This window comes from Nonomuraea sp. SBT364 (genome assembly GCF_001083785.1).
In the GTDB taxonomy this organism is placed as follows: Bacteria; Actinomycetota; Actinomycetes; order Streptosporangiales; family Streptosporangiaceae; genus Nonomuraea.
The window spans coordinates 16,747-38,052 of sequence record NZ_LAVL01000005.1 but is presented as its reverse complement, the minus strand read 5'-3'; the positions used below and the strand labels follow the sequence as shown (position 1 = coordinate 38,052).

Sequence of the window (21,306 nt, the reverse complement as noted above, 5' to 3'; positions counted from 1 at the left end):
GTACGAAATGGGGGCTTTACTCGGAACGGGTCCCCTGGGCGGCGGGTGAGAGGTTGTCCCCCTTGAGCCAGGCGGAGATCACCCGGGCGATGCGCGGACCGGCGGCGCCGTCCCAGAGCGGGGGCAGTTCGCCGGAGGGCGTGACGGCCCCGTCGGCCAGCGCCTTCTCGGCGGCGGCCGGCAGCAGGGCCGGCGTGACCAGGCGGTTGGTGCCGTGCGTGATCGTGACCGGGCGCTCGGTGTTGGGCCGCACGGTCAGGCAGGGCACGCCCAGCATGGTCGTCTCCTCCTGGACGCCGCCGGAGTCGGTGACGACCAGCGCGGCACCCCGTACGAGTGAGAGAAAGTCCACATAGCCCAGCGGGTCGACCACCCTGACCGACGGGCCGTCCACGAGCCCCGCCTCGGCCAGCCGGGTGCGGCCGCGCGGGTGGATCGGGACCACGAGCGGGATCTGCCGGGACACCTCCAGCACGGCCGAGACCAGCTCACGGGCGGCCTCGGGGGTGTCGACGTTGGCCGGGCGGTGCAGCGTCGCCACGGCGTAGCGGTCGGGCAGGCCGAGCCGCGCCACCACCGGAGCCGGGTCCAGCGACGGGAGCGCGGAGAACAGGCTGTCGATCATCGGGTTGCCGACGAGGTGCACCTTGGAGGCCGGCACGCCCTCGGCCGCCAGGTGCGACAGCGCGTCGGGAGAGGTGGCGAACAGCAGGTCGGACAGGGAGTCGGTGACGATCCTGTTGACCTCCTCCGGCATGCCCCGGTCGAACGAGCGCAGCCCCGCCTCGACGTGCGCGGTGCGGATGCCGAGCTTGGCGCAGACGAGGATGGCGGCCAGCGTCGAGTTCACGTCGCCGTAGACGACCACGAGGTCGGGCTGCTGCTCCAGGAACGTCTCCTCCAGGCCGACGAGCAGCGCGGCGGTCTGCCTGGCGTGGCTGCCCGAGCCGACGCCCAGGTTGGCCACCGGGTCGGGCAGGCCCAGGTCGGCGAAGAACACGTCCGACATCAGCGCGTCGTAGTGCTGACCGGTGTGGATGATGCCCTGCCGCACGCCGAGCTCGCCGAGTGCTCGCACCACCGGGGCCGCTTTCACGAAATTGGGCCGAGCGCCCAGAACGTGCAGGACCAGGGGGTTCTCCCTCATTGACCTCGCCTTTCATAGCGGAAGGGAAAAAACGCTGCCTATGGTACGGTCACCGCGTGGCATCCGACGCCAGTCGTCAAGACTCCTCAAAAGTTTCCGCTGGGGTTTCCGCGAAGTCTGCCCGTGCCGGCGTCGGTGGACTTCTGAAGGGCTTCATCCAGCATCCGATCATCGTGACCCGCGTCGTCGTGACGAAGGTTCGAGCCGATCCGGTCAGGGCCGCCCAGGCGGCCGCCGACGCCATGCCGCCGCGCCTGCGACCCGTCGTGGGCAGCGTCGCCTGGCCGGCCGCCCGCAAGGCCAGGCACGTCATGCGCAAGCTCGGCATGCGCATGGTCCGGGCGCCGTGGGACGACGCCAAGCAGCACTGGAACACCGGCCGCGTCAGCGAGGCCGGTGACGTGCTGGAGCCGTTCATCAAGTACCCGTTCGTCAAGCGCCGCTACCAGTACTACCGGGGCGAGCTGGCCGCGATCAGCCCCGACCCGATCCCGCCGGGCCCCAAGGTGGCGATCCTGGAGCGGGTGGCCGGCCGGGTGGTGCACCTGGTCACCAACGCGCTGCCCTACACGCAGGCCGGCTACACGGTCCGCACCCACCGCATCGTCACCGCGCAGAAGGCCGCCGGCCTCGACCCGCACGTGGTCACGAGCTGGGGCTGGCCCATGCTTCAGGGGCACGCCGACGCGTCCCCGTACGAGGAGATCGACGGCATCCCCTACTACCGGCACATGCCGGACGGGCACGGCGAGGTGCCGTTCGAGATGCACGGCCGCATGGTTCGGGGCGCCGACGCCGTCACCAAGCTCGTCACCGAGCTCCGGCCCCAGGTGCTGCACGCGGCCACCGACCACCGCAACGGCTCGGTGGCGCACGCCGTGCGCGACCGCACGGGCACCCCGTTCGTGTACGAGGTGCGCGGGTTCCTGGAGGAGACCTGGGCCTCGCGCGACCCGGTCCGGGTGGGCAGCCAGCGGCACGTGCTCCAGCGTGAGCGCGAGGCGTTCCTGATGAACGAGGCCGACGCGGTGGTCACGCTGGCCGAGACGATGGCGACGGAGATCGTCGAGCGGGGCGTGCCCAGGGAGCGCATCCACCTGGCGCCCAACGCGGTCGACGACGCGCTGCTGACCGCCCACTACGACGGGGCGGCGTTCCGCCGCGAGATGGGCATCGGCGACAAGGAGATCGTCGTCGGCTCCGTGTCCAGCATCGTGGCCTACGAGGGATTCGCGACGCTGCTGCGCGCGGCGGCGCTGCTGCGTGACGAGGGCGCGCCGGTGCGGGTGCTGCTCGTGGGCGACGGCACCGAGCGTGACAACCTGCTGGAGCTCGTCGAGGAGCTCGGCCTGTCGACGGCGATCCTGCCCGGCCGGGTCGGCCCCGACGAGGCGCTGCAGGCCCAGGACGCGATCGACATCTTCGTCTGCCCCCGCGAGGACCTGCGGGTCACCCGCCTCGTCACGCCGCTCAAGCCGGTCGAGGCGATGGCGCTGGGCAAGCCCGTGGTGCTCAGCGACCTGCCGGCGCTGTCCGAGCTCGTCGGCTCCGACGGCGCGGGCCTGCTGGTGCCGCCCGGCGACCCGGCCGAGCTGGCCAAGGCCCTGGCGGGGCTCAGCCAGGACCCGGCCAGGCGCGCGGAGATGGGCGAGGCGGGACGTGCGGAAGTCGCGGCGAAGCGCACGTGGAGCCGCGTCGCCGAGACTTATCAGGCTCTCTACCGATCGCTTGCCGAATGATGACCTACGGATTGGCTGTCTGTTACGACGGGTTCGGTCGCATTAGGCGTGAGCTAGGTGGACTTGAGATAACCTTTGCGACCATGAAGTGTTGTTTCCGGCTCTCCAAGGCACTGCTGTGACAGAAATCGACTTGGCTGTCATCGGTCTGGGCTACGTCGGCATGCCTCTCGCCAAAGAGGCTGTGGCCGCCGGGCTGCGGGTCGTCGGCGTGGACGTCGACCCCCGCAAGATCGACGCGCTCAACGCCGGGCAGTCCTACATCGATGACCTGACCGACGCCGACCTCGAGCACATGCTGGCCAACGGGTTCAGCGCCACGCTCGACGAGTCCGTGCTGGCCAGGAGCAACACGATCGTCATCTGCGTGCCGACGCCGCTGGATGAGGACCACCGCCCCGACCTGTCCGCGGTCGAGGGCGCCACCATGACCGTCGCGCGCAACCTGACCAAGGGCACGCTCGTCGTCCTGGAGTCCACCACCTGGCCGGGCACCACCGACGAGGTGGCCCGCCCGCTCCTGGAGGCTTCCGGCCTCGTCGCCGGCGAGGACTTCCACCTGGCCTTCTCGCCCGAGCGCATCGACCCGGGCAACGCCAAGTACGGCCTGCGCAACACCCCCAAGGTCGTCGGCGGCTACACGATGACCTGCCGCGACCGGGCCACGGCCTTCTACGGCCAGTTCATCGAGCAGGTCGTCCCGGTCAGCGGCACCCGCGAGGCCGAGATGGCCAAGCTGCTGGAGAACACCTACCGGCACGTCAACATCGCCCTCGTCAACGAGATGGCGATCTTCTGCGACGAGCTCGGCATCGACCTGTGGGAGTCGATCGAGGCGGCGGCGACCAAGCCGTTCGGGTTCCACAAGTTCCTGCCCGGACCGGGCGTCGGCGGGCACTGCATCCCCGTCGACCCCTCGTACCTGTCCTACACGGTGCGCAAGCTCGGCTACCCGTTCCGGTTCGTCGAGCTGGCCCAGGAGATCAACGAGCGGATGCCGTCGTACGTGGTCGCCCGCGTGCAGCGTCTGCTCAACAGGCACAAGAAGGCAGTGAACGGCGCCCGGGTGGTCATGCTCGGCGTCACCTACAAGCCGGACATCGCCGACGAGCGAGAGACCCCGGCCCTCCCGGTGGCGCGTGCGCTGCTGGAACTCGGGGCCGAGCTCACGTTCGCCGACCCGTACGTCAAGGAGTGGTCGGTAGACGGCACGCCGGTCCGGCGTGAGGAAGATCTGGCCAAGGCCGTGGCCGATGCCGACGTGACGCTGCTGATGCAGCAGCACGCCGCGTTCGACCTCGGCATGGTCGAGGCAAAGGCCCGGCTCGTGCTCGACACCCGCGGTGTTCTCACCGAGGGTGAACGCGTCGAGCGGCTGTAGCGACGGAGGGCTGCGCGCAGTGCACGTGCTCGTCATGACGGTGGTGCATAACCCCGAGGACGCGAGAATTCTGCATAGGCAGATCCGCGCCCTCGTGGATGCCGGTCATGAGGTCACGTACGCCGCCTCCTACACCGCTCACGGCGTGGTGCCGAGGTCGTGGGTGACCGGTGTCGACCTCCCGAGGGCCGTCCAGCGTAAGCGGTTGTCGGCCACCTGGGCGGCGCGCAGGCTGTTCAAGCGGATGCGCGGCAAGGTCGACCTGGTGCTGATCCACGACCCTGAGCTGCTGTTCGCCGTCTGGGGCGTGCGCAACAGGCCGCCGGTGGTGTGGGACGTGCACGAGGACACCCCGGCCACGCTCTCGCTCAAGCCGTGGCTGCCCGCGCCGCTGCGCCCGCTGGTGCGCTTCATGGCGCGCATGCTGGAGGCCGCCGCCGAGAGCAACCTGCACCTGCTGCTGGCCGAGACGGCCTACGCGGGCCGGTTCAGGAACGCCCACCTCATCGTGCCGAACGAGACGTGGGTGCCCGACTCGGTGACGCCGCCGGGCGACGACCGGGTGGTCTACCTCGGCTGGCTGTCCAGGGCCCGGGGGGTGCTCGAGTCGATCGAGGTGGCCAAGCTGCTGCAGCCGTACCGGGTGGCGGTGGAGCTGATCGGCTACGCGGACCCGCAGAGCCGGCCGCTGCTCAACCAGGCCGTCGCGGACGGCCTGCTGGAGTGGCGCGACTTCATGCCGAACGACGAGGCGCTCAAGCGGCTCGACGGCGCGCTGGCGGGCCTGTCGCTGCTGCACGACGAGCCGAACTACCGCCACTCGATGCCCACGAAGATCGTGGAGTACATGGCGCACGGCATCCCGGTCATCACCACCCCGTCCCCGCGCGCGGTCGAACTCGTGGAGCGATACGAAAGCGGCGTCGTGGTGCCCTGGGAGGATCCGAAGGCCGTGGCCCAGGCGGTGCTGACCTTGAGGGACGACGTACGCGAGCGCCGGGCGCAGGGCGCCCGCGGCTACGCGGCGGCACGCGCGAACCACCACTGGCCCAACTCGGCCAAGCGGTTCGTCTCCCAGCTCGAATCCTGGGCCGGAGTCAAGCAATAACCGTTTATCTCGGGCAGATCATGAGGGCGGTAGGTTCCTGAACGTGCGCTGGCTCTTCGTACTCCTGGGGGCCGTGATCCTGGCCGCGGTGGGGGCCGTGGTCCTGGTTCTGCCCGACGACGAACCCGTCAAGACCGCCACCCGGACCACCGAACCGACCCCGGCCGAGACCGAGCAGACGCCGACGGTCGACGAGTTCACCGACCCGTGTGGAACGTTCGACACCGGCGAGAAGGCCCCGTACGCCGTCACCGGATACTGGGTCACCCCCAGATCCAACCCGTGCACCTGGCGCCGCCAGTTCCAGGAGATCCACCAGGTCGGCGGCGACACGGTCATCAGGATCGGCTACGGCCTGCAGTACCGCCCCATCGACGACGCCGGCTTCGTCAAGACGAAGGACGGCACCCTCGACGCCCGTTACGAGGACTGCGTCGAGGACGGGCTGTCCTGCCACGCCGCCGCCGAGCGCGACCTGAAGGCGGCCAACCCGGACAACCGCATCGGGCGCACGTACGTCTATCGCACCGACGAGTCGTTCGGCCCCGACCTGTTCCGGTGCGCGCCGATGGAGCGCACGATCCGCGGCGGCAAGCACCTCTACTTCCGCGTCCTGGCGCCCATGGACGGCTCCGACGACCCCACGTGCGACTTCACCAGGGCCAGGACGTACGACCTGATCCTGATCGCGGGCGCGCCGAAGGACAGCCTGGCCGAACTGCTCGACCTGGGCGACCGGTTCGGCGTCCGGGTGTTCCCGGCGTTGCCGCTGGCGCCGCGCGACCCGAAATCGCAGATCAGGGCCAACCCGGAGCATCTCGGCACGCTCACCACGCTGACGCGGCGCATCGTGCAGGACTACGGCGTCCGCTTCGCCGAGCGGCGCTCGCTCGGCGGCGTCTACCAGCCGTTCGAGGTGCAGATGAGCGAGACGCTGGCGACGAACCCGACCCTCCAGGTGTACGCGGACCAGCACAAGATCGTCGAGCAGGAACTGCCGGAGAAGCCCATCCTGATCAGCCCCTACCTGGACGCCCGCAAGCGGGTCGCGTTCGGCCAGACGCCGGCCCAGGTGGCCGACGCGTTCAAGGCGCTGACCAGGACCGGCGTCGGCATCATCGCCCCGCAGGACAGCCGAGGCACCGGCAAGGTGGGCCTGTTCTGGCCGGACGAGCGCGACGACGACGTGGACGAACGGCTGCGGCCCATCGTCGGCGAGACGACGTACGACATCGCCTACCACGGCTCGACCCGCGACTACTACCGCGAGATGGCGGCCGCCCGCGAGGAGATGCTGGAGGACGGCTTCAGTGTGCAGCTCTGGGCGAACGTGGAGGCGTTCGAGCCGTCCGGCGACAAGCCGTGCGCCCCCCAGGGCACCCGCGGCAAGACCGACAAGAAGCGCCTCGACCAGGCCGTCACCATGGCCGGCCGCTACGTGCAGAAGATCGTCTCGTACATGTGGAGCGACTACATGACCTGCGGCTCGCCGTCGCTGGAGGACGAGATCAAGAAGGACTGGCGGCGGCCCGTCGCGGTCGACGCCATCAGGCGCGCCCGCGCCCCCCAGGACGGCGTGGAGGTGCGCGGTTACAATCTCAAGGACAGCACCGTCACCATCGAGTGGACGGGCGGCGCCAAGGAGGTCGTCGTCGCCGAGGCCGGCTGGCTGGACCAGGACCCGCTGGAGGAGCTGCCCGAGCACATGGAGACGGCCTGGGTCCCGTTCGACTGGACCCTGGTGCCGGCCGGGGAATGGGTCAGGATCCACGTCAAGACCCCCGTCGGCCAGGAGACCACCGAGCCGCTGCACGTGCGCATCGCGGCCTGACCGGGCCGGGGCCGTGTAACGTGCCTGGCATGGTTCCGAGCATCCCGGTCAGCGTCGACCTGGTCGTGCTCACCGTGCGCCACCACGCGTTGAGCGCGCTCGTGTGGCGCCGCGACAACCCGCCCTTCCTGCGCCGCTGGTCGCTCTCGGGCGGGTTCATCCAGCTCGACGAGGACCTTCCGGCGGCCGCCCACCGCATCCTCGCCGAGCGCGCCGGTCTCCCGGGCGCCCCCGTCCACCTGGAACAGCTCCAGACCTACGGCTACCCCGACCGCGACCCGCGCCAGCGCGTCCTCAGCGTCGCCTACCTCGGCCTCGCCCCCGACCTGCCCGCCTCCGAGAAGGCCCACATGAGCTGGCAGCCGATCGACGCGCTGACCGCCATGGCCTTCGACCACCGCCGCATCATGCTCGACGGCGTCGAGCGTGCCCGGAGCAAGCTCGAATACACCGCCCTCGGCGCCGCCTTCTGCCCCCCGGAGTTCACGGTCGCAGACCTGCGCCGGGTGTACGAGATCGTCTGGGGCCGGCCGCTGGACCCGCGCAACTTCCACCGCAAGGTCACCAAGGCCGAGGGCTTCCTGGTCGAGACCGGCGCCTCCACCACCCGCGACGGCGGCCGCCCGGCCAAGCTCTACCGCCGGGGCCCCGCCGAGCTCCTGCACCCCCCGATGCTCCGCTCGCTCAAGGACTGAAGGCGCCGGCGGGCATCCCCCAGAAGGGCGCCCCGGCCGCTGCCTTAAGGTAAGGCCATGCCTCGTTTCCGCACGATCCTGGACACGATGCCCGCCTACAAGCCGGGCAAGGCCGTCACGACCCCCGACGGCCGGTCGTACAAGCTGTCCTCCAACGAGTCGCCGTACGACCCGCTGCCTTCCGTGGTCGAGGCCATCGCGGAAGGGGCCCGGCAGATCAACCGCTATCCCGACCCGGGCGCGATCAAGCTGACCGAGGCGATCGCGGAGCGGTTCGGGGTGCCGTTCGGCCACATCGCGCTGGGCGCCGGGTCGGTGACCGTGGCGCAGCAGCTGTTCGAGACCGTGGGGGAGCCGGGCGCGGAGGTCGTCTACGCGTGGCGCTCGTTCGAGGCGTACCCGCTGCTGGCCGACCTGTCCGGCGTGACGTCCGTACGGGTGCCGCTGGTGGAGGAGAACCACGACCTGGACGCCATGGCCGAGGCGATCACGCCTGCCACCCGCATGGTGTTCGTGTGCAACCCGAACAACCCGACCGGCACCGCGATCCGTGAGCGGGAGCTGGTCGCGTTCCTGGACCGGGTGCCGCAGGACGTGCTGGTGGTGCTGGACGAGGCGTACCGGGAGTACGTGCGCGACGAGTCGGTGCCCGACGGCCTCACCCTCTACCGCGACCGGCCGAACGTGTGCGTGCTGCGCACGTTCTCCAAGGCGTACGGGCTGGCGGGGCTGCGGGTGGGCTATCTGGTCGGGCACGAGCCGGTGGCCGAGGCGGTGCGCAAGACGATCATCCCGTTCGCCGTCAACCACCTGGCGCAGATCGCCGCGATCGCCTCGCTGAAGGCCGAGGACGAGCTGCTCGAACGGGTCGACACGGTGGTCAAGGAGCGCACCCGGGTGCGCGAGACGCTCATCGCCCAGGGCTGGACGGTCCCGCCCACGGAGGCGAACTTCGTCTGGCTGCGCACCGGCGAGCGCACCATGGAGTTCGCCGCCGCCTGCGCGGTGGAGGGCGTGGCGGTGCGGCCGTTCGCGGGGGAGGGCGCCCGGATCTCGATCGGCGACCCGGAGGCCAACGACGCCTTCCTGGCCGCCGCGGCCTCCTTCGCCGAGTAGATCAGTTCACCCGTTCACCCGTTCACCCGGGCGTGCCAGTTGAGGTAGGCGACGCAGGCGAGGTACGACCCCTGCTGGGGCTCCACCGCGCGGGCGTCGTAGATGGCCCGGGAGTGGGTGAAGACCACCGGGTCCGACTTCGACACGGCCATCCAGCGTGGCGACTGGAGATACTGGCCCGCCGCGGCCAGGGCGCCGGTGCCGTCCACCCGCACGAACGTGGTCGGCACCCCGGCGGGGTCGGTGGTGGCCAGGTTCTTGCTGAAGGTCCTGGCGAACCTGCCCATGTCGGCGGCCCCCCGGAAGCCCAGCCGGTGACGGCGGACGAGGGCGGCGAACTCCACGTCGATCGCGCCGTGGCTGAGGTCCTCGATCTGCTTGGCGCCCCGGCCCGACGGGGTGAACTCCGAGACGCCGTCGGCCGCCGTGAAGCCCTGATAGGTCTTGCCGAACCTGGGCCAGTACGACCAGGTGTAGGCGTCGTCGGCGTCGACCGTGAGCTCGCGGGCGAAGGTGCGGGCCATCCGGCGGGCCCGGTCGGCGTAGAACGGGTCGCGCGTGGCGGCGGCCAGTTCGGCGTAGGTCAGCCCGAGCGCGAGGAACTGGTTGGTGGGCATCTCGGTGCCGTCGTAGCCGAGCGGGGTGCCCTTGACCCAGATGAGGTGGCCGCCCCCGTCGTCGTCCTGCCGCCACTCCCTGTCGTGCACGGCCACGGCGGCCTTGGCCGCGGCGAGATACTCCTTGGCCTTGGCCAGGTAGCGGCGGTTGGCGCGGAGCTCGGGGGTGCTCAGCACGATCCGGGCGAACGACGCGATCGGGTACGTGATCATGCCGGTGTGCACGGCGAAGAGCACGGGCTGGGAGACGAGGGGGTTCGCGCCCTGGGCGGGCGGGGTGGTGCCCGACGGGTCGAGGTCGCGGGCGGTGACCTGGTTGGGTGACGGGTAGGCGGCCAGGACCTTGCTCACCGCGTAGTCGGGGGAGCCGGGGTCCATGGTCAGGTCGGCGAAGGTGGCTACCGCGCCGGTCCTGCTGCTCTTCACCTCCAGGGTGAAGCGGTCCGCGGTGCTGCCGGCCAGCACGGTGGCGGCCGTCAGGTCGGCGTAGGAGAGGGAGCTGCGCACCTCCAGGACCGGCTTGCCGGCGGCGTCCTTCAGCGCGACGAGGCCCACCGTGTAGGGGTGCATGGCCCGCCAGGCGGGCAGCGATTCGCCCCGGTAGTCGGCCACGCCGCGTTCGGAGTCGCGGTTGCCCAGCACGAGGTCGATGTTGGCGACGAGCCGGTCCAGGTAGTGGGTGTCCCGGTAGGCCTCGTACATGCGGATGAATCCGGCGAGCACGTAGGACTGGCCCCAGGCCAGGCCGCCGTGCTCGTTGTTGTCGGTCGACTGCCCGGCGGAACCGCTCGCGTGGAAGGTCCGGTCGAAGTGGTCGAAGGTCTCCCGTGCCGTGTAGTCGTAGCCGGCGGCGGCGTGCGCCGTCCCGGTCTGTACGGTGCTGCCCAGGACGCCCGCTGCGAGCGCGCCGAGACCGAACTGCCTGCGTGTCAACATCGATCCATCACCTCCGGCGGCGTCAGCCCTTGACCGCGCCGCGCATGCCTTCGAGTACGTGTCGTTGCATGATCATGAAAATGACGACGACCGGGATGATCGAGATGATCGTCCCGGCTGCCAGGCTTCGGACGTCTGTGCCGGTGATCCCGGCGAGGTAGGCGATCCCCAGCGCGACCGGATACTTCGCGGAGTCCTTCAGCACGACCAGCGGCCAGATGAAGCTGTTCCAGACCGAGATGAAGCCGAAGATGCCGAGGATCGCCAGGGTGGGACGGGCGGCGGGGAGCATGACGTGCCAGAAGATCCGCAGCTCGTGGCAGCCGTCGGTGCGGGCGGCGTCCACGACCTCGCGCGGCACCCCCGCGAACGTCTGCCGGAGCAGGAAGATCCCGAAGGCCGAGAGCACCCCCGGCAGGATCACCCCCGCGTAGGTGTCGGCCATCCCGAGCTGGGAGACCACGAGGAACCTGGGGATGAGCATGACCTCGCCCGGCAGGAACATCGTGGACAGGATGGCGAAGAAGATGAGGTTCTTGCCGCGGAAGTTCATCCGGGCGAGCGGGTAGGCGCACAGCGCGGACACGAGCATGTACAGCGGGACCGTGACGCCGACGTAGATCACCGAGTTGAGCAGGTAGGCGGGGAACGGGATGGCGGTCCAGGCCTCGATCACCCAGGTCAGGACCGGCGGTCTGGGGATGATGTCGGGCGGGAAGGAGAAGACCGCCTGGCCGGCGGGCTTCAGTCCCGCGGAGAGCAGGATCAGGAAGGGGCCGACGAAGACCAGGCCGATCGCCGACAGCAGGATGTACATCCCGGCGCGCCGCAGCCTCATGGCATGACCGCCCGTCCCCGGGTGAGCCGGTAGTTGAGGATGGCCAGGGCGATCATCAGCACCCAGAGCACCAGCCCCATGGCGCTGGCGTAGCCCATCTCGTAGTGCTCGAACGCCGCCGACCAGATGTAGTAGCCGAGCGTGAGGGTGGCGTCCTGCGGGCCGCCCTTGGTCATCACGTAGATGGACGTGAAGGCCTGCATGGCGTCGAGCATCTCCACCGTCACGGCGACCGCGATGTACGGGACCATCAGCGGCACCGTGATGCGGCGCAGCCGGTGCCAGGCGCCGGCGCCGTCGACCTTGGCGGCCTCGTACAGGTTGGTGGGGATGGTCTGGAGCCCGGCGAGGTAGAGCATCATGTAGAAGCCCATGCTCTTCCAGCCCTCGACCAGGACGAGGGCGGGCAGCGCCCAGAACGGGTCGAGAAGATACTGGATGGGCTTGTCGAGCAGCCCGGCCCCCGTGAGCATCCAGTTGAGCACGCCCTGCTGGTGGAAGACGTACTCCCAGGCGACGCCGACGGCGACCATCGAGGTCACGACCGGCAGGTAGTAGAGCATCCTGAACGTCCTGATGCCGGGCAGCTTCTGGTTGACCAGGACGGCCAGCAGCAGCGGCACGACGACCAGCAGCGGGAACATGCCCACCAGGAACAGCAGCGAGTTGCCCAGGGCGGTCCAGAACCGGCCGTCGCCGAGGATCTTGGTGAAGTTCTCCAGGCCGACGTAGACCGGTGGCGACACCACGTCGTACTCGAGGAACGAGAGCTGGATCGCGGTGAACGCCGGCCAGGCGAAGAACACGCCGAACAGGGCGAGAGCTGGTATCGCGAACAGATAGGGCGTGTACCACCGCTGTCCGGGGATCCGGCCGGCGGCCATCGCATCACATCCTTAGTGCCGTCCCAAGCATCGATAAGGGCTGGCCAGAATTTGAGGAAGCGTATAGTTGGCTGATCGAAACGGTCAATACCTTGCCTCTTGACGCTGCGCCGCCGGGAATGTCATTGTGCCGAAAGCGGGGATATAGGACGGCCATATCTTGCAGGAGGCTCGCGAAGATGACCCGAAGTGGCTTAGCGGCAGGCGCGCTCGCCCTGTCCCTCCTCATCACCGGCTGCGTCGCCGGCACCTCGCCCCAGACGGCCGCCGCACCCGCGGACGACCAGCCCTTCGAGGGCGAGGTCGAGTTCTGGACGATCAACCTGAAGAAGAACTACAGCGACTACATCACCGGCCTGATCGACCAGTACCAGAAGCAACACCCCAAGGTCAGCGTCAAGTGGGTGGACGTCCCCGGCCAGGAGAGCGCCACCAAGCTGCTCGCGGCCGTGGCCAGCGGTGACGTGCCCGACGCGGTCAACGTCAACTCGGTCGAGCTCGGCCGGTTCATCCCATCGCTGGAGCCGCTGGACGCCTACTTCGGCCAGGCCGAACTGGCTGACTTCCAGCCCAACCTGGTCGAGCCGATGCGCCAGGACGGCAAGCTCTACGCCGTCCCCTGGTACAACGGCGGCGTCATGGTGGGCATGTACCGCAAGTCCGTCGTCAGCAAGGCGGGCTTCGACGAGAAGGCCCCGCCCACCTCCTTCGCCGAGGCGCTCGACCTGGCCGACAAGGTCTACGACGAGACCGAGGTCAACGGCACCAACGCCATCCCCGACCACACCGCGCTGCGCTACCACGGCATCTCCCTGCTGTCGGAGGACAAGAAGACGGCGACGTTCAACACCCCCGAGGCCGTCGCCGTGCTGGAGAGGTTCAAGAAGAGCTACGACCGGCACGGCATCGCGCCCGGAGCCATCTCCAAGGACACCCGCAACCTGCCGCAGAACCTGGAGAACGGCCAGGTGGCCTTCAAGCCGATGGGCAACGCCGCCGAACTGCTCAACATCCAGAAGAACGCCCCGGACGTCTACAAGGACATCGTCGTCACCGAGTCGGTCAGGACGAGCACCGGCGGCTATCTGCTCCTCGCCCAGCAGGCGTTCGCCATCCCCAAGGCGTCCCAGCACAAGAAGGCCGCCGCCGAGTTCATCAAGTTCTTCACCAACGGCGTCAACCAGCTCGCCTTCTGCAAGATCGTGCCGATCTACCCCTCCACGGTCTCCTCGACCAAGGATCCCTTCTTCGCCGGCACGTCCGGCGACGACCCGATGGCCGTCGCCCGCCAGGTGATCGTGAAGGGGCTGCCCAAGCTGGAGTACAGCCCGATCGGCACCAACAAGGACGCCGAGCTCGGCGAATATCTGAACGAAGAGGTCCGGGCCTTCCTCCAGGGCTCCAAGAGCGCCAAGGAGGCGCTCGACACCGCCGAGAAGCGATGGAATGAAGCACTTGCCTAGACTCCGCATCGGGATCGTCGGCGCCGGCCTGATGGGCCGCGGCCACGCCGAGGTCTTCGCCGCCCATCCCCAGACCGAGATCACCGCGATCGCCCGCAAGCCCCTCGACCAGGCGCCGGACGCGACGGTCTACCCCGGCTACCAGGAGCTGCTCGACTCCGGGACGGTCGACGCGATCTCCATCACCACGCCCGACCACCTGCACGCCGACGTCATGGTGGCGGCGGCGCGGGCGGGCGTGCACATCCTGGTCGAGAAGCCGTTCACCACCACCGTGGCCGACGCCGACCGGTCCGTCGCCGCGATCCGCGAGGCGGGCGTGGTGGCCATGTGCCTGTTCAACCACCGCTGGGTGCCCGCCTACGTGCAGGCCAAGGACCAGATGCACCTGGTCGGCGAGCCGGTCGTGGGCTACGCGCGCAAGGACGACACGATCTACGTGCCGACCGAGATGATCGACTGGGCCGACCGGACGACCTGCGCCTGGTTCCTGTCCAGCCACGACATCGACCTGATGACCTGGCTGTACGACGACCGGGTCGTCGAGGTGTTCGCCACCGCCCGTCACGGCAAGCTGCGCGGCCGGGGCATCGACACCCCCGACGCCATGCAGATCCAGGCCAGGTTCAGCCGGGGCGCGGTCGCCACCTTCGAGTCGGCCTGGATCTACCCCAGCACCTTCCCGACCATGGTCGACAGCTACGTCACCGTGGTGGGCGAGACGGGCGTCATCCAGCTCGACCGGCAGAAGGAGAACATCCAGCTCGCCACCGAGGACGGCTACTCCTACCCCCGGAACATGCTGCAGCGCGTCGTGCACGGGGTGCCGGCCGGGGCCTACCGCGACGCCATCCACCACTTCGTGGACTGCGCGCTCACCGGCGCCCAGCCGCTGATCACCGTGGAGAGCTCCCGGCACGTGACCGCGGTCCTGGCGGCCGCGCACGAGTCGGCCCGCACGGGACAGCCGGTGAAGCTCTGATGACGTACGTCGAGAAACCGCCGCACGTCGACCGGGAGCGGATGCGGCACATCACCGACAGGGCGCTGCTCGACGAGCTCGGCGCCGGCAGCGTCGAGGAGGCCAGGCCGTGGCGCCGGCGGGCGCCGGTGTGGCCGGACCCGCAGCCGCAGGACGTCGCCGAGGCCGACCGGATGCTCGGAGTCGAGGTGGACTTCCTCGACAAGGGCCACGGACGCTCCCGGCTGTACGGCTTCCACTACCTGCGGTGGATGATGCCGCTGGTCTCCGCCTACGCGCAGACCGGCGATCCGCGCTACGCAGGCGAGTGGGACCGGCTCTTCACCCAGTGGTACGACGGCCGCGACCAGGTCGAAGGCGACTGGCCCGGCCTCGACGTGGTCTGGTACTCCCTCGGGGTGGCCTCGCGCTCGATGCACGTCAGCCGGGCGCTGGCCGTCTTCGCCGCCGAGCCCGCGCTCGGTGACGAGTGCTGGCTGCGGATGATGAAGACCATCCTCGGCGGGGCCCGCTGGGCGGCCGAGGAGCACGACTCGTTCCGGCACGGCAACTGGCAGTTCGCCACCGCCTGCGAGCTGCTGCACCTGGCGCGCGTGTTCGCCGACTTCCCGGAGTCCGGGCAGTGGGCCGAGGTGGCCAGGGCGCGCATCCTGGAGCACCTGGAGCGGGACGTGCGCGAGGACGGCGGACACCACGAGCGCTCGCCCGGCTATCACGGCATGTGCCTGGGCGGCCTCCAGCGGGCCGCGTCCGTCGACCCCGACCTGGCCGGGCACCCGCGCTTCCCGGCCATGCACGACTGGCTCGCCTCGCTGACGACCTCGGGCGGCTGGGTCCCGCACCTCCAGGACAGCGGCATCGTATGGCCCGCCGAGATGCTCCGGACCGGTGAGCGGCTGCTGCGCGAGGCGGTACGGCCCGTCGAGGGCTCACACCTCCTGGAATCCAGCGCGTACGCGATCTTCCGGGCCCGGGACCTGCACACGGTGATCAACTACGGTCCGTACATCGGCCACGAGCTGGAGCCGCACAGCCACCACGCGGCGCTCGACTTCGTGCTCTCCGGCTGGAACGTGCCGCTGGCCTGGGAGGCGGGCGGCCCGCCGTCCTACGACGATCCCGGCTACTACGACTGGTACCAGGCCACCAGGGGGCACAACACCCTGCTGGTGCCCGGCCAGGACTACGTCGAGGACCGGCGGGCCGCCCTCGACCTGTTCCACGCCGGCGAGCACGTGGACGTCTTCGCCGGGCACCACCACGGCTACCCGGCCAGGCACGACCGCCGTATCGTCTTCGTCCGCGGCGAGCCGTCCTACTGGCTGGTCACCGACGAGATCGACGCCGAGGCGATCTGGCAGCTGCACGGCACGTCACCGTGGATCCGGCACGGCGACGGCTACGCGAGCAGCCGCGGCCCCGGACTCCTCGTGGTGCCCGCCGAGGCGCCGGACGAGGTCGTGTTCGGCGCCGGGCCCGCCAGGATCCCCGACCCGGTCACGGCCACCGCCGAGTACGGCCGGATCCACTCGCTGGGCCTGCGCCGCCGCGACGGCCGGTTCACCGTCGCCCTCTTCCCGTTCGAGGACCGGCCGCCCGAGGTACGGGTGAGCCGCTCGGAGATCCGGGTGGGCGGGGTGACCGACACGTTCACCGCCCACGGCTGGGCGCGTGACGGGCTCGCCGAGCGCTGGGGCGGCGATGAGTGAGGGCCGCCCGGTCCTGATCGACGCCGACGTCATGCTCGGCCGCCACCCGCGCCGCGACGTGGGCGGCGGCACCGTGACCGAACTGCTCGCCGCCATGGACCGCGTGGGCGTCGCCGAGGCCGTGGTCGGCAGCATGACGTCCTGGCTGCACGACCCGGAACGGGGCAACCGCGAGCTGCTCGGCCTGCTCGCCGGCCAGCCCCGGCTCAGCCCCTGCTGGGTGATGCTGCCCGACACGTGCGGGGAGAACGGCGGCGCGGCCGCCTTCGCCGCCTCGGCGGTCGAGGCCGGCGTGGTCGCCGTGCGCGCCTTCCCGCGCGATCACGGCTACGACCTGGACGGCCTCGACGCGGCCGCGGTGCTCGACGCCGTCGAGTCCGTACGGCTGCCACTCCTCGTCGACGCCGGCCAGACCACCTGGCCCGCGGTGGAGGCGCTCACCCGCGCCCACCCCGGCCTGCGGATCGTCGTGAGCGGGGTGGGTTACCGGATGCTGCGGCAGATCTCCGGCGTGCTGGAAAGGACCGGCCTGGTGAGCGTCGGGCTGGCCGACCTGTCCTCGCACCGCGGACTGGAGTGGCTGGCCGCCCGGTTCGGCGCGGGCAGGCTCGTCTTCGGCACCGGAGCGCCCTACCGCGACCCGGCCGAGGCGGTCACCCGGCTGCTGTGGTCGGAGCTGGGGGAGCGCGAGGTCGCGGCTGTCGGCGCGGGCAATCTTCGCCGGCTGCTCACGAGAGAGGCCGAAGCGGCATGAACGAGCTGACGACCGCCCTGTGGGAGCGCCGGCCGCAGCAGGCGACCAGGATCGTCGACGCGCACGCCCACGCCGGGCCGTACAGCGTGTTCTTCATCCCGGACCCGGACCCGGCGGGGATGATCGCGGTGATGGACCGGTGCGGTGTCGCGCACGCGATGCTCTCCAGCCATCTGGCGATCCAGCTCGACGCCGCCAAGGGCAACGCCGCCACCGCCGGGATCGTCGACCGGGCGCCGGACCGGTTCACCGGCTACCTGACCGTCAACCCGTGGCAGGACCCGATCGCCGAGCTCGACCGGTGGGGCGGCGACCCGCGCTTCGGCGGCGTCAAGCTCCATCCCGACCTGCACGACTACCCGCTGACCGGCGCCCGCTACGCACCCGTCTGGGAGTACGCGGAACTCACCGGGCGGCCCGTGCTCACCCACACCTACAGCGGCTCGCCGTACAACGACCTGCCGGCCGTCGAGGAGGTCGCGGGCCGATACCCGAGGGCGACGATCCTGGCGGGGCACTCGGGGGTGACGCCGCTGGGCATCGACGAGTCGATCGAGGTGGCCGAGCGGCACGAACGGGTGATCCTGGAGGTGTGCGGCTCGTACAACACCGGCGCGGACATCGCCAGGATGGTCCGCCGGCTCGGCTCGCACCGGGTGGTGTACGGGTCGGACTTCCCGTTCATCGATCTGCGTATGTCGCTGGGGCGGATACTGTTCTCTGACCTCACCGACAATGACAGAGCGGCGGTGCTCGGGGGCACGATCACCGCACTGCTCGGGAGAACAGGGGCATAGACGTGGACCGGCTGCGATCCAAGATCGCGATTGGTGTGGTGGGACCGCACGATCTCGTCGAACAGATCGTGCACATCGGCGCGAGCATGCCATCGGCCGCGTCGTTCAGGCTGGTCGGCGCGCCGCACGCCGGTGAGCACGAGACCCGCGAGAAACTGGCCAAGATAGCGGGCACCATCGACGCGGTCCTGTTCACCGGCCCGCTCCAGCACGACCTGGCCACCCAGTCGGGCGAGCTGCCCGTGCCCGCCACCTTCGTGCCCGTGAGCGGTGCCGGGCTCTACTCCAGCCTGCTGCGCGGCGTGCTGAACCAGGGCATCGACCCGGCCAGGGTGAGCATCGACTCGATCGCCAGGGCCGACGTGGCCGAGGCGTACGAGGAGATCGGCGTGCCCATGGACGGGGTGCACGTCTCCGAATACCACCAGCCCGACTCGGTGCGTGACTTCATCGGCTTCCACGAGCGGCTGCACCGCGAGGGCGTCACCACGGCGGCGCTGACCACCGTCAGGACCGTGGCCCGCAAGCTGGAGGCGGCCAAGGTGCCGGTGCTGCGGATGATGCCCACCCCGCACACGCTGCGCCTGGCCATCAACACCGCGACGCTGCTGGGCACCGGCAGCCGCCTGGAGGAGTCGCAGATCGCCATCGTGCTCGTCGAGCTCGCGGCGGCGGCCCGGCCCACCCACTCCGGGCCGGGCAACTACTGGCAGCAGGAGCTGAAGCTGTCGCTGCACCGGTCGCTGCTCGCCGAGGCCAGGACGATGGGCGCGACCGTGGTGGCGCGCGAGGAGAACAGCTACGTGATCACCGCGACCGTCGGGGCGCTCTCCCAGGCCACCGACGGGTTCCGCGTCGCCCCGTTCGCCGACCGGGTGCGTGCGGACCTCGGCGTGGTCGTCGAGGTGGGCATCGGGCTCGGCAACACCGCCCGCGACGCCGACGCCCATGCCCTGATCGCCGTCGAACGGGCCCGTGGGGCCGACGCCGCGGCCGCCTTCCTGGTCGCCGGCGACGGCACCGCCACCTCGCTGCCCCTCCGCCGGCGTCCCAGGCCCGAGCAGACCGACGGACCCTCGGCCGACACCAAGGCGGCCAAGGTGCTCGACCGCCTCGTCCAGGAGCTGGGCGACAACCCCGAGGCCATGGTCGTCGACGCCGAGATCGTGGCCGACGTGCTGGGCATCGCCCCGCGCAGCGCCCGCCGCGCCCTGCAGAACCTGGTCGCGGAGGGCCTCGCCTGGGCCCTGCCGCCGGTCAAGTCGGCCCAGGCCGGCCGCCCCCGCCAGCCGTACAGACTGGTGTCGCGCTAGCTCACGCGGGGGCGGGGCGGTGGGTGCGGCGGTATTCGCTGGGCGAGCAGCCCACGTGGCGCTTGAACACGCCACGGAACGCCTTGGCGCTCAGATACCCGCACCGGGCGGCCACCGTGTCGATGGGCACGGCCGAGGCACTGAGCAGCATCCGCGCATGGCGTAGCCGCAGCCCCGTCAGATGGCGCAGGAACGTCGTCCCCCGCTCGGCGGCGAACAGGTGGGAGATGTAGAACGGGCTGGCCGAGACCGCCTCCGCGACCGTCGACAACCGCAGGCGCGGATCGGTGTAGTGCGCCGCCATGTAGCTCTCGGCCAGCGACAGGATGTCCCGGGCGGCCGGCGGCATCAGCCTCCGGAGCGTCTCCTCGATCCAGATGTGCAGGTAGGAGCGCTCGTGGATCTCGGTGACCATGGTCAGCTCCTCGATCGGCAGGCGCGCGCACGCGTCCACCCAGTCGGTGGAGCCGCCCGCCAGCCGGCACCGGTTGACCACGTCCACCACGAACAGCAGCTCGCCCATCAGCCAGTTGTGCAGCGTCCTGGGCGCGAGATCGCGCTCCTGCACGCACCGGTCCACCCAGCTCGCCAGCAGTCCCGCCGCGCCGCCCCGGTCGCCCGCCTGGATCCGGCGGGCCAGGTCGGCCTCGATGCGCACCGGCGGCTGCGCGTCCGCCCGCTCCCGCGGCGGCGCGGTGATGACCCGGTCGCCGCCCAGCAGCAGTTTGTAGGCGTTGGCGCGGCGGGCGTCCCGCTCGGCCACGGCTCCGCCGCCGGTTCCGCGCCGGGGCGTGCCCAGGCTGACGGTGGCGGTGAGCTCGGTGGCCCTGACGATGCGGGTGCGGAGTTCCTCGGCCAGCGCGGTGGCCTCGTCCATGAGCAGGTCGGGGTCGTCGCCGGTGAGCGTGACCAGCCACTCGTCCGGGGGCAGCGGCTCGCAGGAGGCGAGCCTGCCCACGGTCACCGCCCGGATCGCGCGGTCGGCCTGGTCGATCTGCCTGCCGGCCCAGGACTGGCCGTGGGCCCGCTTCGAGGCGACGTAGTCGTCGAGATCGACGAGGGCGCCGACCGTGAAGTCCATGCCTCCCAGAGTACGAGCAAGAACTGCCTAAATCTATGGTTTAGGCGGACCGAAATCGACGCGGTTGACCAGGGTGCCCACGCCCTGGACCGTGGCCCGCATGACGTCGCCGTCCCGGAGCGGGGCGATCCCGGCGACGGTGCCGGTGGCGATGAGGTCCCCGGGCAGCAGCGTCATCCCGTCGGACAGATCGGCGATCAGCTCCGGGATGCCGAACACCATCTGCTTGGTGTTCGCCCGCTGCCGGATCTCGCCCCCGACCTCCAGCGTGAGCTCCAGGGCGTGCGGGTCGGGCACCTCGTCCACGGTCGCCAGGTACGGCCCGGCGGGGGCGAACGTGTCGAAGCCCTTGGACTGGTCCCACGGCACGTTGCGGCCGATGTTGACCAGCTGGAGGTCGCGCGCCGTCATGTCGTTGATCACCGTGTAGCCGGCCACGGCCTCACGCCAGCGTTCCGCGGGCAGGTCACGGGTCACCGAGCCGATCACGACGGCCAGCTCGACCTCGTGCTCCAGGTGCTTGGTGCGGGCCGGGGCCGTCACCGGCCGGTTGTGGCCCGTCAGCGCGGACGGCGGCTTGAAGAACAGCACCGGCTCGGGCGGCACCTCCAGCCCGCTCTCCTCGGCGTGCGCGACGTAGTTGAGCGCCAGACAGCAGATCTTGGTACAGGTGGCCACCGGCGCCTCGAACACCACCGACGACTCCCGCAGAGTCGGCCCGCCCGCCAGCTTGTCCACCTCCTCGGTGAGCCCGTCGAGCCCGTAGTGGGCCAGCATCGCCACCGGATCGCCGTCACCTCGCAGCCCGGCCAGGCTGAGCAACTCGCCACCCTCGCGACGGGCCACCACTTCCACTCGCTCGGCGGGGGATCGCCGGATACGCCCGAGAAACACGGCCACTCCTTCCAGGAGGTC

General features: G+C 70.5%; 18 protein-coding genes. 12 read left to right on the top strand and 6 right to left on the bottom strand.

All coding sequences use genetic code 11. From position 1 onward, the window contains the following. Positions 1 to 16: 16 nt before the first annotated feature. On the bottom strand, positions 17 to 1,147 hold the full coding sequence (gene wecB, locus ADY59_RS04135; protein ID WP_049557792.1) for a non-hydrolyzing UDP-N-acetylglucosamine 2-epimerase: 1,131 nt from the start codon (positions 1,145 to 1,147) through the stop codon (positions 17 to 19). Between the two features lie 188 nt (positions 1,148 to 1,335). Here wecB and ADY59_RS04130 point away from each other — a divergent pair, with 188 nt between their 5' ends. The 6 genes from ADY59_RS04130 to hisC all read left to right on the top strand — a co-directional run bounded on the left by ADY59_RS04130 (position 1,336) and on the right by hisC (position 9,017). Next, positions 1,336 to 2,886 carry a glycosyltransferase family 4 protein gene (locus tag ADY59_RS04130; RefSeq protein ID WP_231618537.1) on the top strand — a complete coding sequence of 517 codons (1,551 nt, stop codon included), beginning with the start codon at positions 1,336 to 1,338 and terminating at the stop codon, positions 2,884 to 2,886. Positions 2,887 to 3,019: 133 nt separating this feature from the next. Next, on the top strand, positions 3,020 to 4,267 hold the full coding sequence (locus tag ADY59_RS04125; RefSeq protein WP_269433548.1) for a nucleotide sugar dehydrogenase: 1,248 nt from the start codon (positions 3,020 to 3,022) through the stop codon (positions 4,265 to 4,267). 19 nt (positions 4,268 to 4,286) lie between these two features. Then, positions 4,287 to 5,375 carry a glycosyltransferase gene (locus ADY59_RS04120; protein ID WP_082309843.1) on the top strand — a complete coding sequence of 363 codons (1,089 nt, stop codon included), beginning with the start codon at positions 4,287 to 4,289 and terminating at the stop codon, positions 5,373 to 5,375. A gap of 43 nt (positions 5,376 to 5,418) precedes the next feature. Next, a complete protein-coding gene (locus ADY59_RS04115; protein WP_049557786.1) occupies positions 5,419 to 7,206 on the top strand; it encodes a DUF4434 domain-containing protein in 1,788 nt (595 codons plus the stop codon). 29 nt (positions 7,207 to 7,235) lie between these two features. Further along, complete coding sequence (locus ADY59_RS04110) at positions 7,236 to 7,901, top strand: NUDIX hydrolase (protein WP_049557783.1); 666 nt, start codon at positions 7,236 to 7,238, stop codon at positions 7,899 to 7,901. 57 nt (positions 7,902 to 7,958) lie between these two features. Further along, positions 7,959 to 9,017: a histidinol-phosphate transaminase gene (gene hisC / locus ADY59_RS04105; RefSeq protein ID WP_049557781.1), complete on the top strand. Its 1,059-nt coding sequence runs from the start codon at positions 7,959 to 7,961 to the stop codon at positions 9,015 to 9,017. Between the two features lie 14 nt (positions 9,018 to 9,031). Here the strand turns inward: hisC and ADY59_RS04100 are convergent, their stop codons facing one another. The 3 genes from ADY59_RS04100 to ADY59_RS04090 are packed head-to-tail and all read right to left on the bottom strand — an operon-like array spanning position 9,032 to position 12,292. Next, a complete protein-coding gene (locus ADY59_RS04100) occupies positions 9,032 to 10,570 on the bottom strand; it encodes a hypothetical protein (RefSeq protein WP_049557777.1) in 1,539 nt (512 codons plus the stop codon). A 22-nt stretch (positions 10,571 to 10,592) separates the two neighbouring features. Beyond that, a complete protein-coding gene (locus tag ADY59_RS04095; RefSeq protein WP_049557774.1) occupies positions 10,593 to 11,408 on the bottom strand; it encodes a carbohydrate ABC transporter permease in 816 nt (271 codons plus the stop codon). Further along, positions 11,405 to 12,292 (bottom strand): carbohydrate ABC transporter permease, encoded by an 888-nt coding sequence (locus ADY59_RS04090; RefSeq protein WP_049557772.1) that lies wholly within the window; start codon positions 12,290 to 12,292, stop codon positions 11,405 to 11,407. Before ADY59_RS04090 ends, ADY59_RS04095 begins: the two co-directional genes overlap by 4 nt. A 179-nt stretch (positions 12,293 to 12,471) precedes the next feature. On the opposite strand from ADY59_RS04090, the gene ADY59_RS04085 reads away from it, so the two are divergent. Genes ADY59_RS04085 through ADY59_RS04060 form a run of 6 tightly spaced genes read left to right on the top strand, consistent with a single transcriptional unit; the run spans position 12,472 to position 19,310 of the window. After that, positions 12,472 to 13,755 carry an ABC transporter substrate-binding protein gene (locus ADY59_RS04085; RefSeq protein WP_049557768.1) on the top strand — a complete coding sequence of 428 codons (1,284 nt, stop codon included), beginning with the start codon at positions 12,472 to 12,474 and terminating at the stop codon, positions 13,753 to 13,755. Next, positions 13,739 to 14,737 carry a Gfo/Idh/MocA family protein gene (locus ADY59_RS04080; protein WP_049557767.1) on the top strand — a complete coding sequence of 333 codons (999 nt, stop codon included), beginning with the start codon at positions 13,739 to 13,741 and terminating at the stop codon, positions 14,735 to 14,737. Before ADY59_RS04085 ends, ADY59_RS04080 begins: the two co-directional genes overlap by 17 nt. Next, positions 14,737 to 16,446, top strand: a complete 1,710-nt coding sequence (locus tag ADY59_RS04075; protein ID WP_049557765.1) for a heparinase II/III family protein — start codon at positions 14,737 to 14,739, stop codon at positions 16,444 to 16,446. Before ADY59_RS04080 ends, ADY59_RS04075 begins: the two co-directional genes overlap by 1 nt. Further along, positions 16,439 to 17,200, top strand: coding sequence for an amidohydrolase family protein (locus ADY59_RS04070; protein WP_049557764.1), 762 nt, complete (start codon positions 16,439 to 16,441; stop codon positions 17,198 to 17,200). The genes ADY59_RS04075 and ADY59_RS04070 overlap by 8 nt, the downstream gene beginning before the upstream one ends. After that, positions 17,197 to 17,997 carry an amidohydrolase family protein gene (locus tag ADY59_RS04065; RefSeq protein WP_049557761.1) on the top strand — a complete coding sequence of 267 codons (801 nt, stop codon included), beginning with the start codon at positions 17,197 to 17,199 and terminating at the stop codon, positions 17,995 to 17,997. Before ADY59_RS04070 ends, ADY59_RS04065 begins: the two co-directional genes overlap by 4 nt. A gap of 2 nt (positions 17,998 to 17,999) precedes the next feature. Next, positions 18,000 to 19,310, top strand: a complete 1,311-nt coding sequence (locus ADY59_RS04060) for a hypothetical protein (protein ID WP_082309841.1) — start codon at positions 18,000 to 18,002, stop codon at positions 19,308 to 19,310. Between the two features lies 1 nt (position 19,311). On the opposite strand, the gene ADY59_RS04055 is transcribed toward ADY59_RS04060, so the two are convergent. Beyond that, a complete protein-coding gene (locus ADY59_RS04055) occupies positions 19,312 to 20,391 on the bottom strand; it encodes a helix-turn-helix transcriptional regulator (protein WP_049557760.1) in 1,080 nt (359 codons plus the stop codon). A 33-nt stretch (positions 20,392 to 20,424) separates the two neighbouring features. Then, complete coding sequence (locus tag ADY59_RS04050; RefSeq protein WP_231618536.1) at positions 20,425 to 21,285, bottom strand: fumarylacetoacetate hydrolase family protein; 861 nt, start codon at positions 21,283 to 21,285, stop codon at positions 20,425 to 20,427. Between the last annotated feature and the right edge of the window lie 21 nt (positions 21,286 to 21,306).

Excerpts from the sequence above, each read along its gene's own strand:
- ADY59_RS04065 (WP_049557761.1), top strand. The coding sequence starts at position 17,197 with ATGAACGAGCTGACGACCGCCCTGTGGGAGCGCCGGCCGCAGCAGGCG.
- wecB (WP_049557792.1), bottom strand. The coding sequence starts at position 1,147 with ATGAGGGAGAACCCCCTGGTCCTGCACGTTCTGGGCGCTCGGCCCAAT.
- ADY59_RS04100 (WP_049557777.1), bottom strand. The coding sequence starts at position 10,570 with ATGTTGACACGCAGGCAGTTCGGTCTCGGCGCGCTCGCAGCGGGCGTC.
- ADY59_RS04080 (WP_049557767.1), top strand. The coding sequence starts at position 13,739 with ATGAAGCACTTGCCTAGACTCCGCATCGGGATCGTCGGCGCCGGCCTG.
- ADY59_RS04055 (WP_049557760.1), bottom strand. The coding sequence starts at position 20,391 with ATGGACTTCACGGTCGGCGCCCTCGTCGATCTCGACGACTACGTCGCC.
- ADY59_RS04070 (WP_049557764.1), top strand. The coding sequence starts at position 16,439 with ATGAGTGAGGGCCGCCCGGTCCTGATCGACGCCGACGTCATGCTCGGC.
- ADY59_RS04090 (WP_049557772.1), bottom strand. The coding sequence starts at position 12,292 with ATGGCCGCCGGCCGGATCCCCGGACAGCGGTGGTACACGCCCTATCTG.
- hisC (WP_049557781.1), top strand. The coding sequence starts at position 7,959 with ATGCCTCGTTTCCGCACGATCCTGGACACGATGCCCGCCTACAAGCCG.
- ADY59_RS04075 (WP_049557765.1), top strand. The coding sequence starts at position 14,737 with ATGACGTACGTCGAGAAACCGCCGCACGTCGACCGGGAGCGGATGCGG.
- ADY59_RS04110 (WP_049557783.1), top strand. The coding sequence starts at position 7,236 with ATGGTTCCGAGCATCCCGGTCAGCGTCGACCTGGTCGTGCTCACCGTG.
- ADY59_RS04085 (WP_049557768.1), top strand. The coding sequence starts at position 12,472 with ATGACCCGAAGTGGCTTAGCGGCAGGCGCGCTCGCCCTGTCCCTCCTC.
- ADY59_RS04095 (WP_049557774.1), bottom strand. The coding sequence starts at position 11,408 with ATGAGGCTGCGGCGCGCCGGGATGTACATCCTGCTGTCGGCGATCGGC.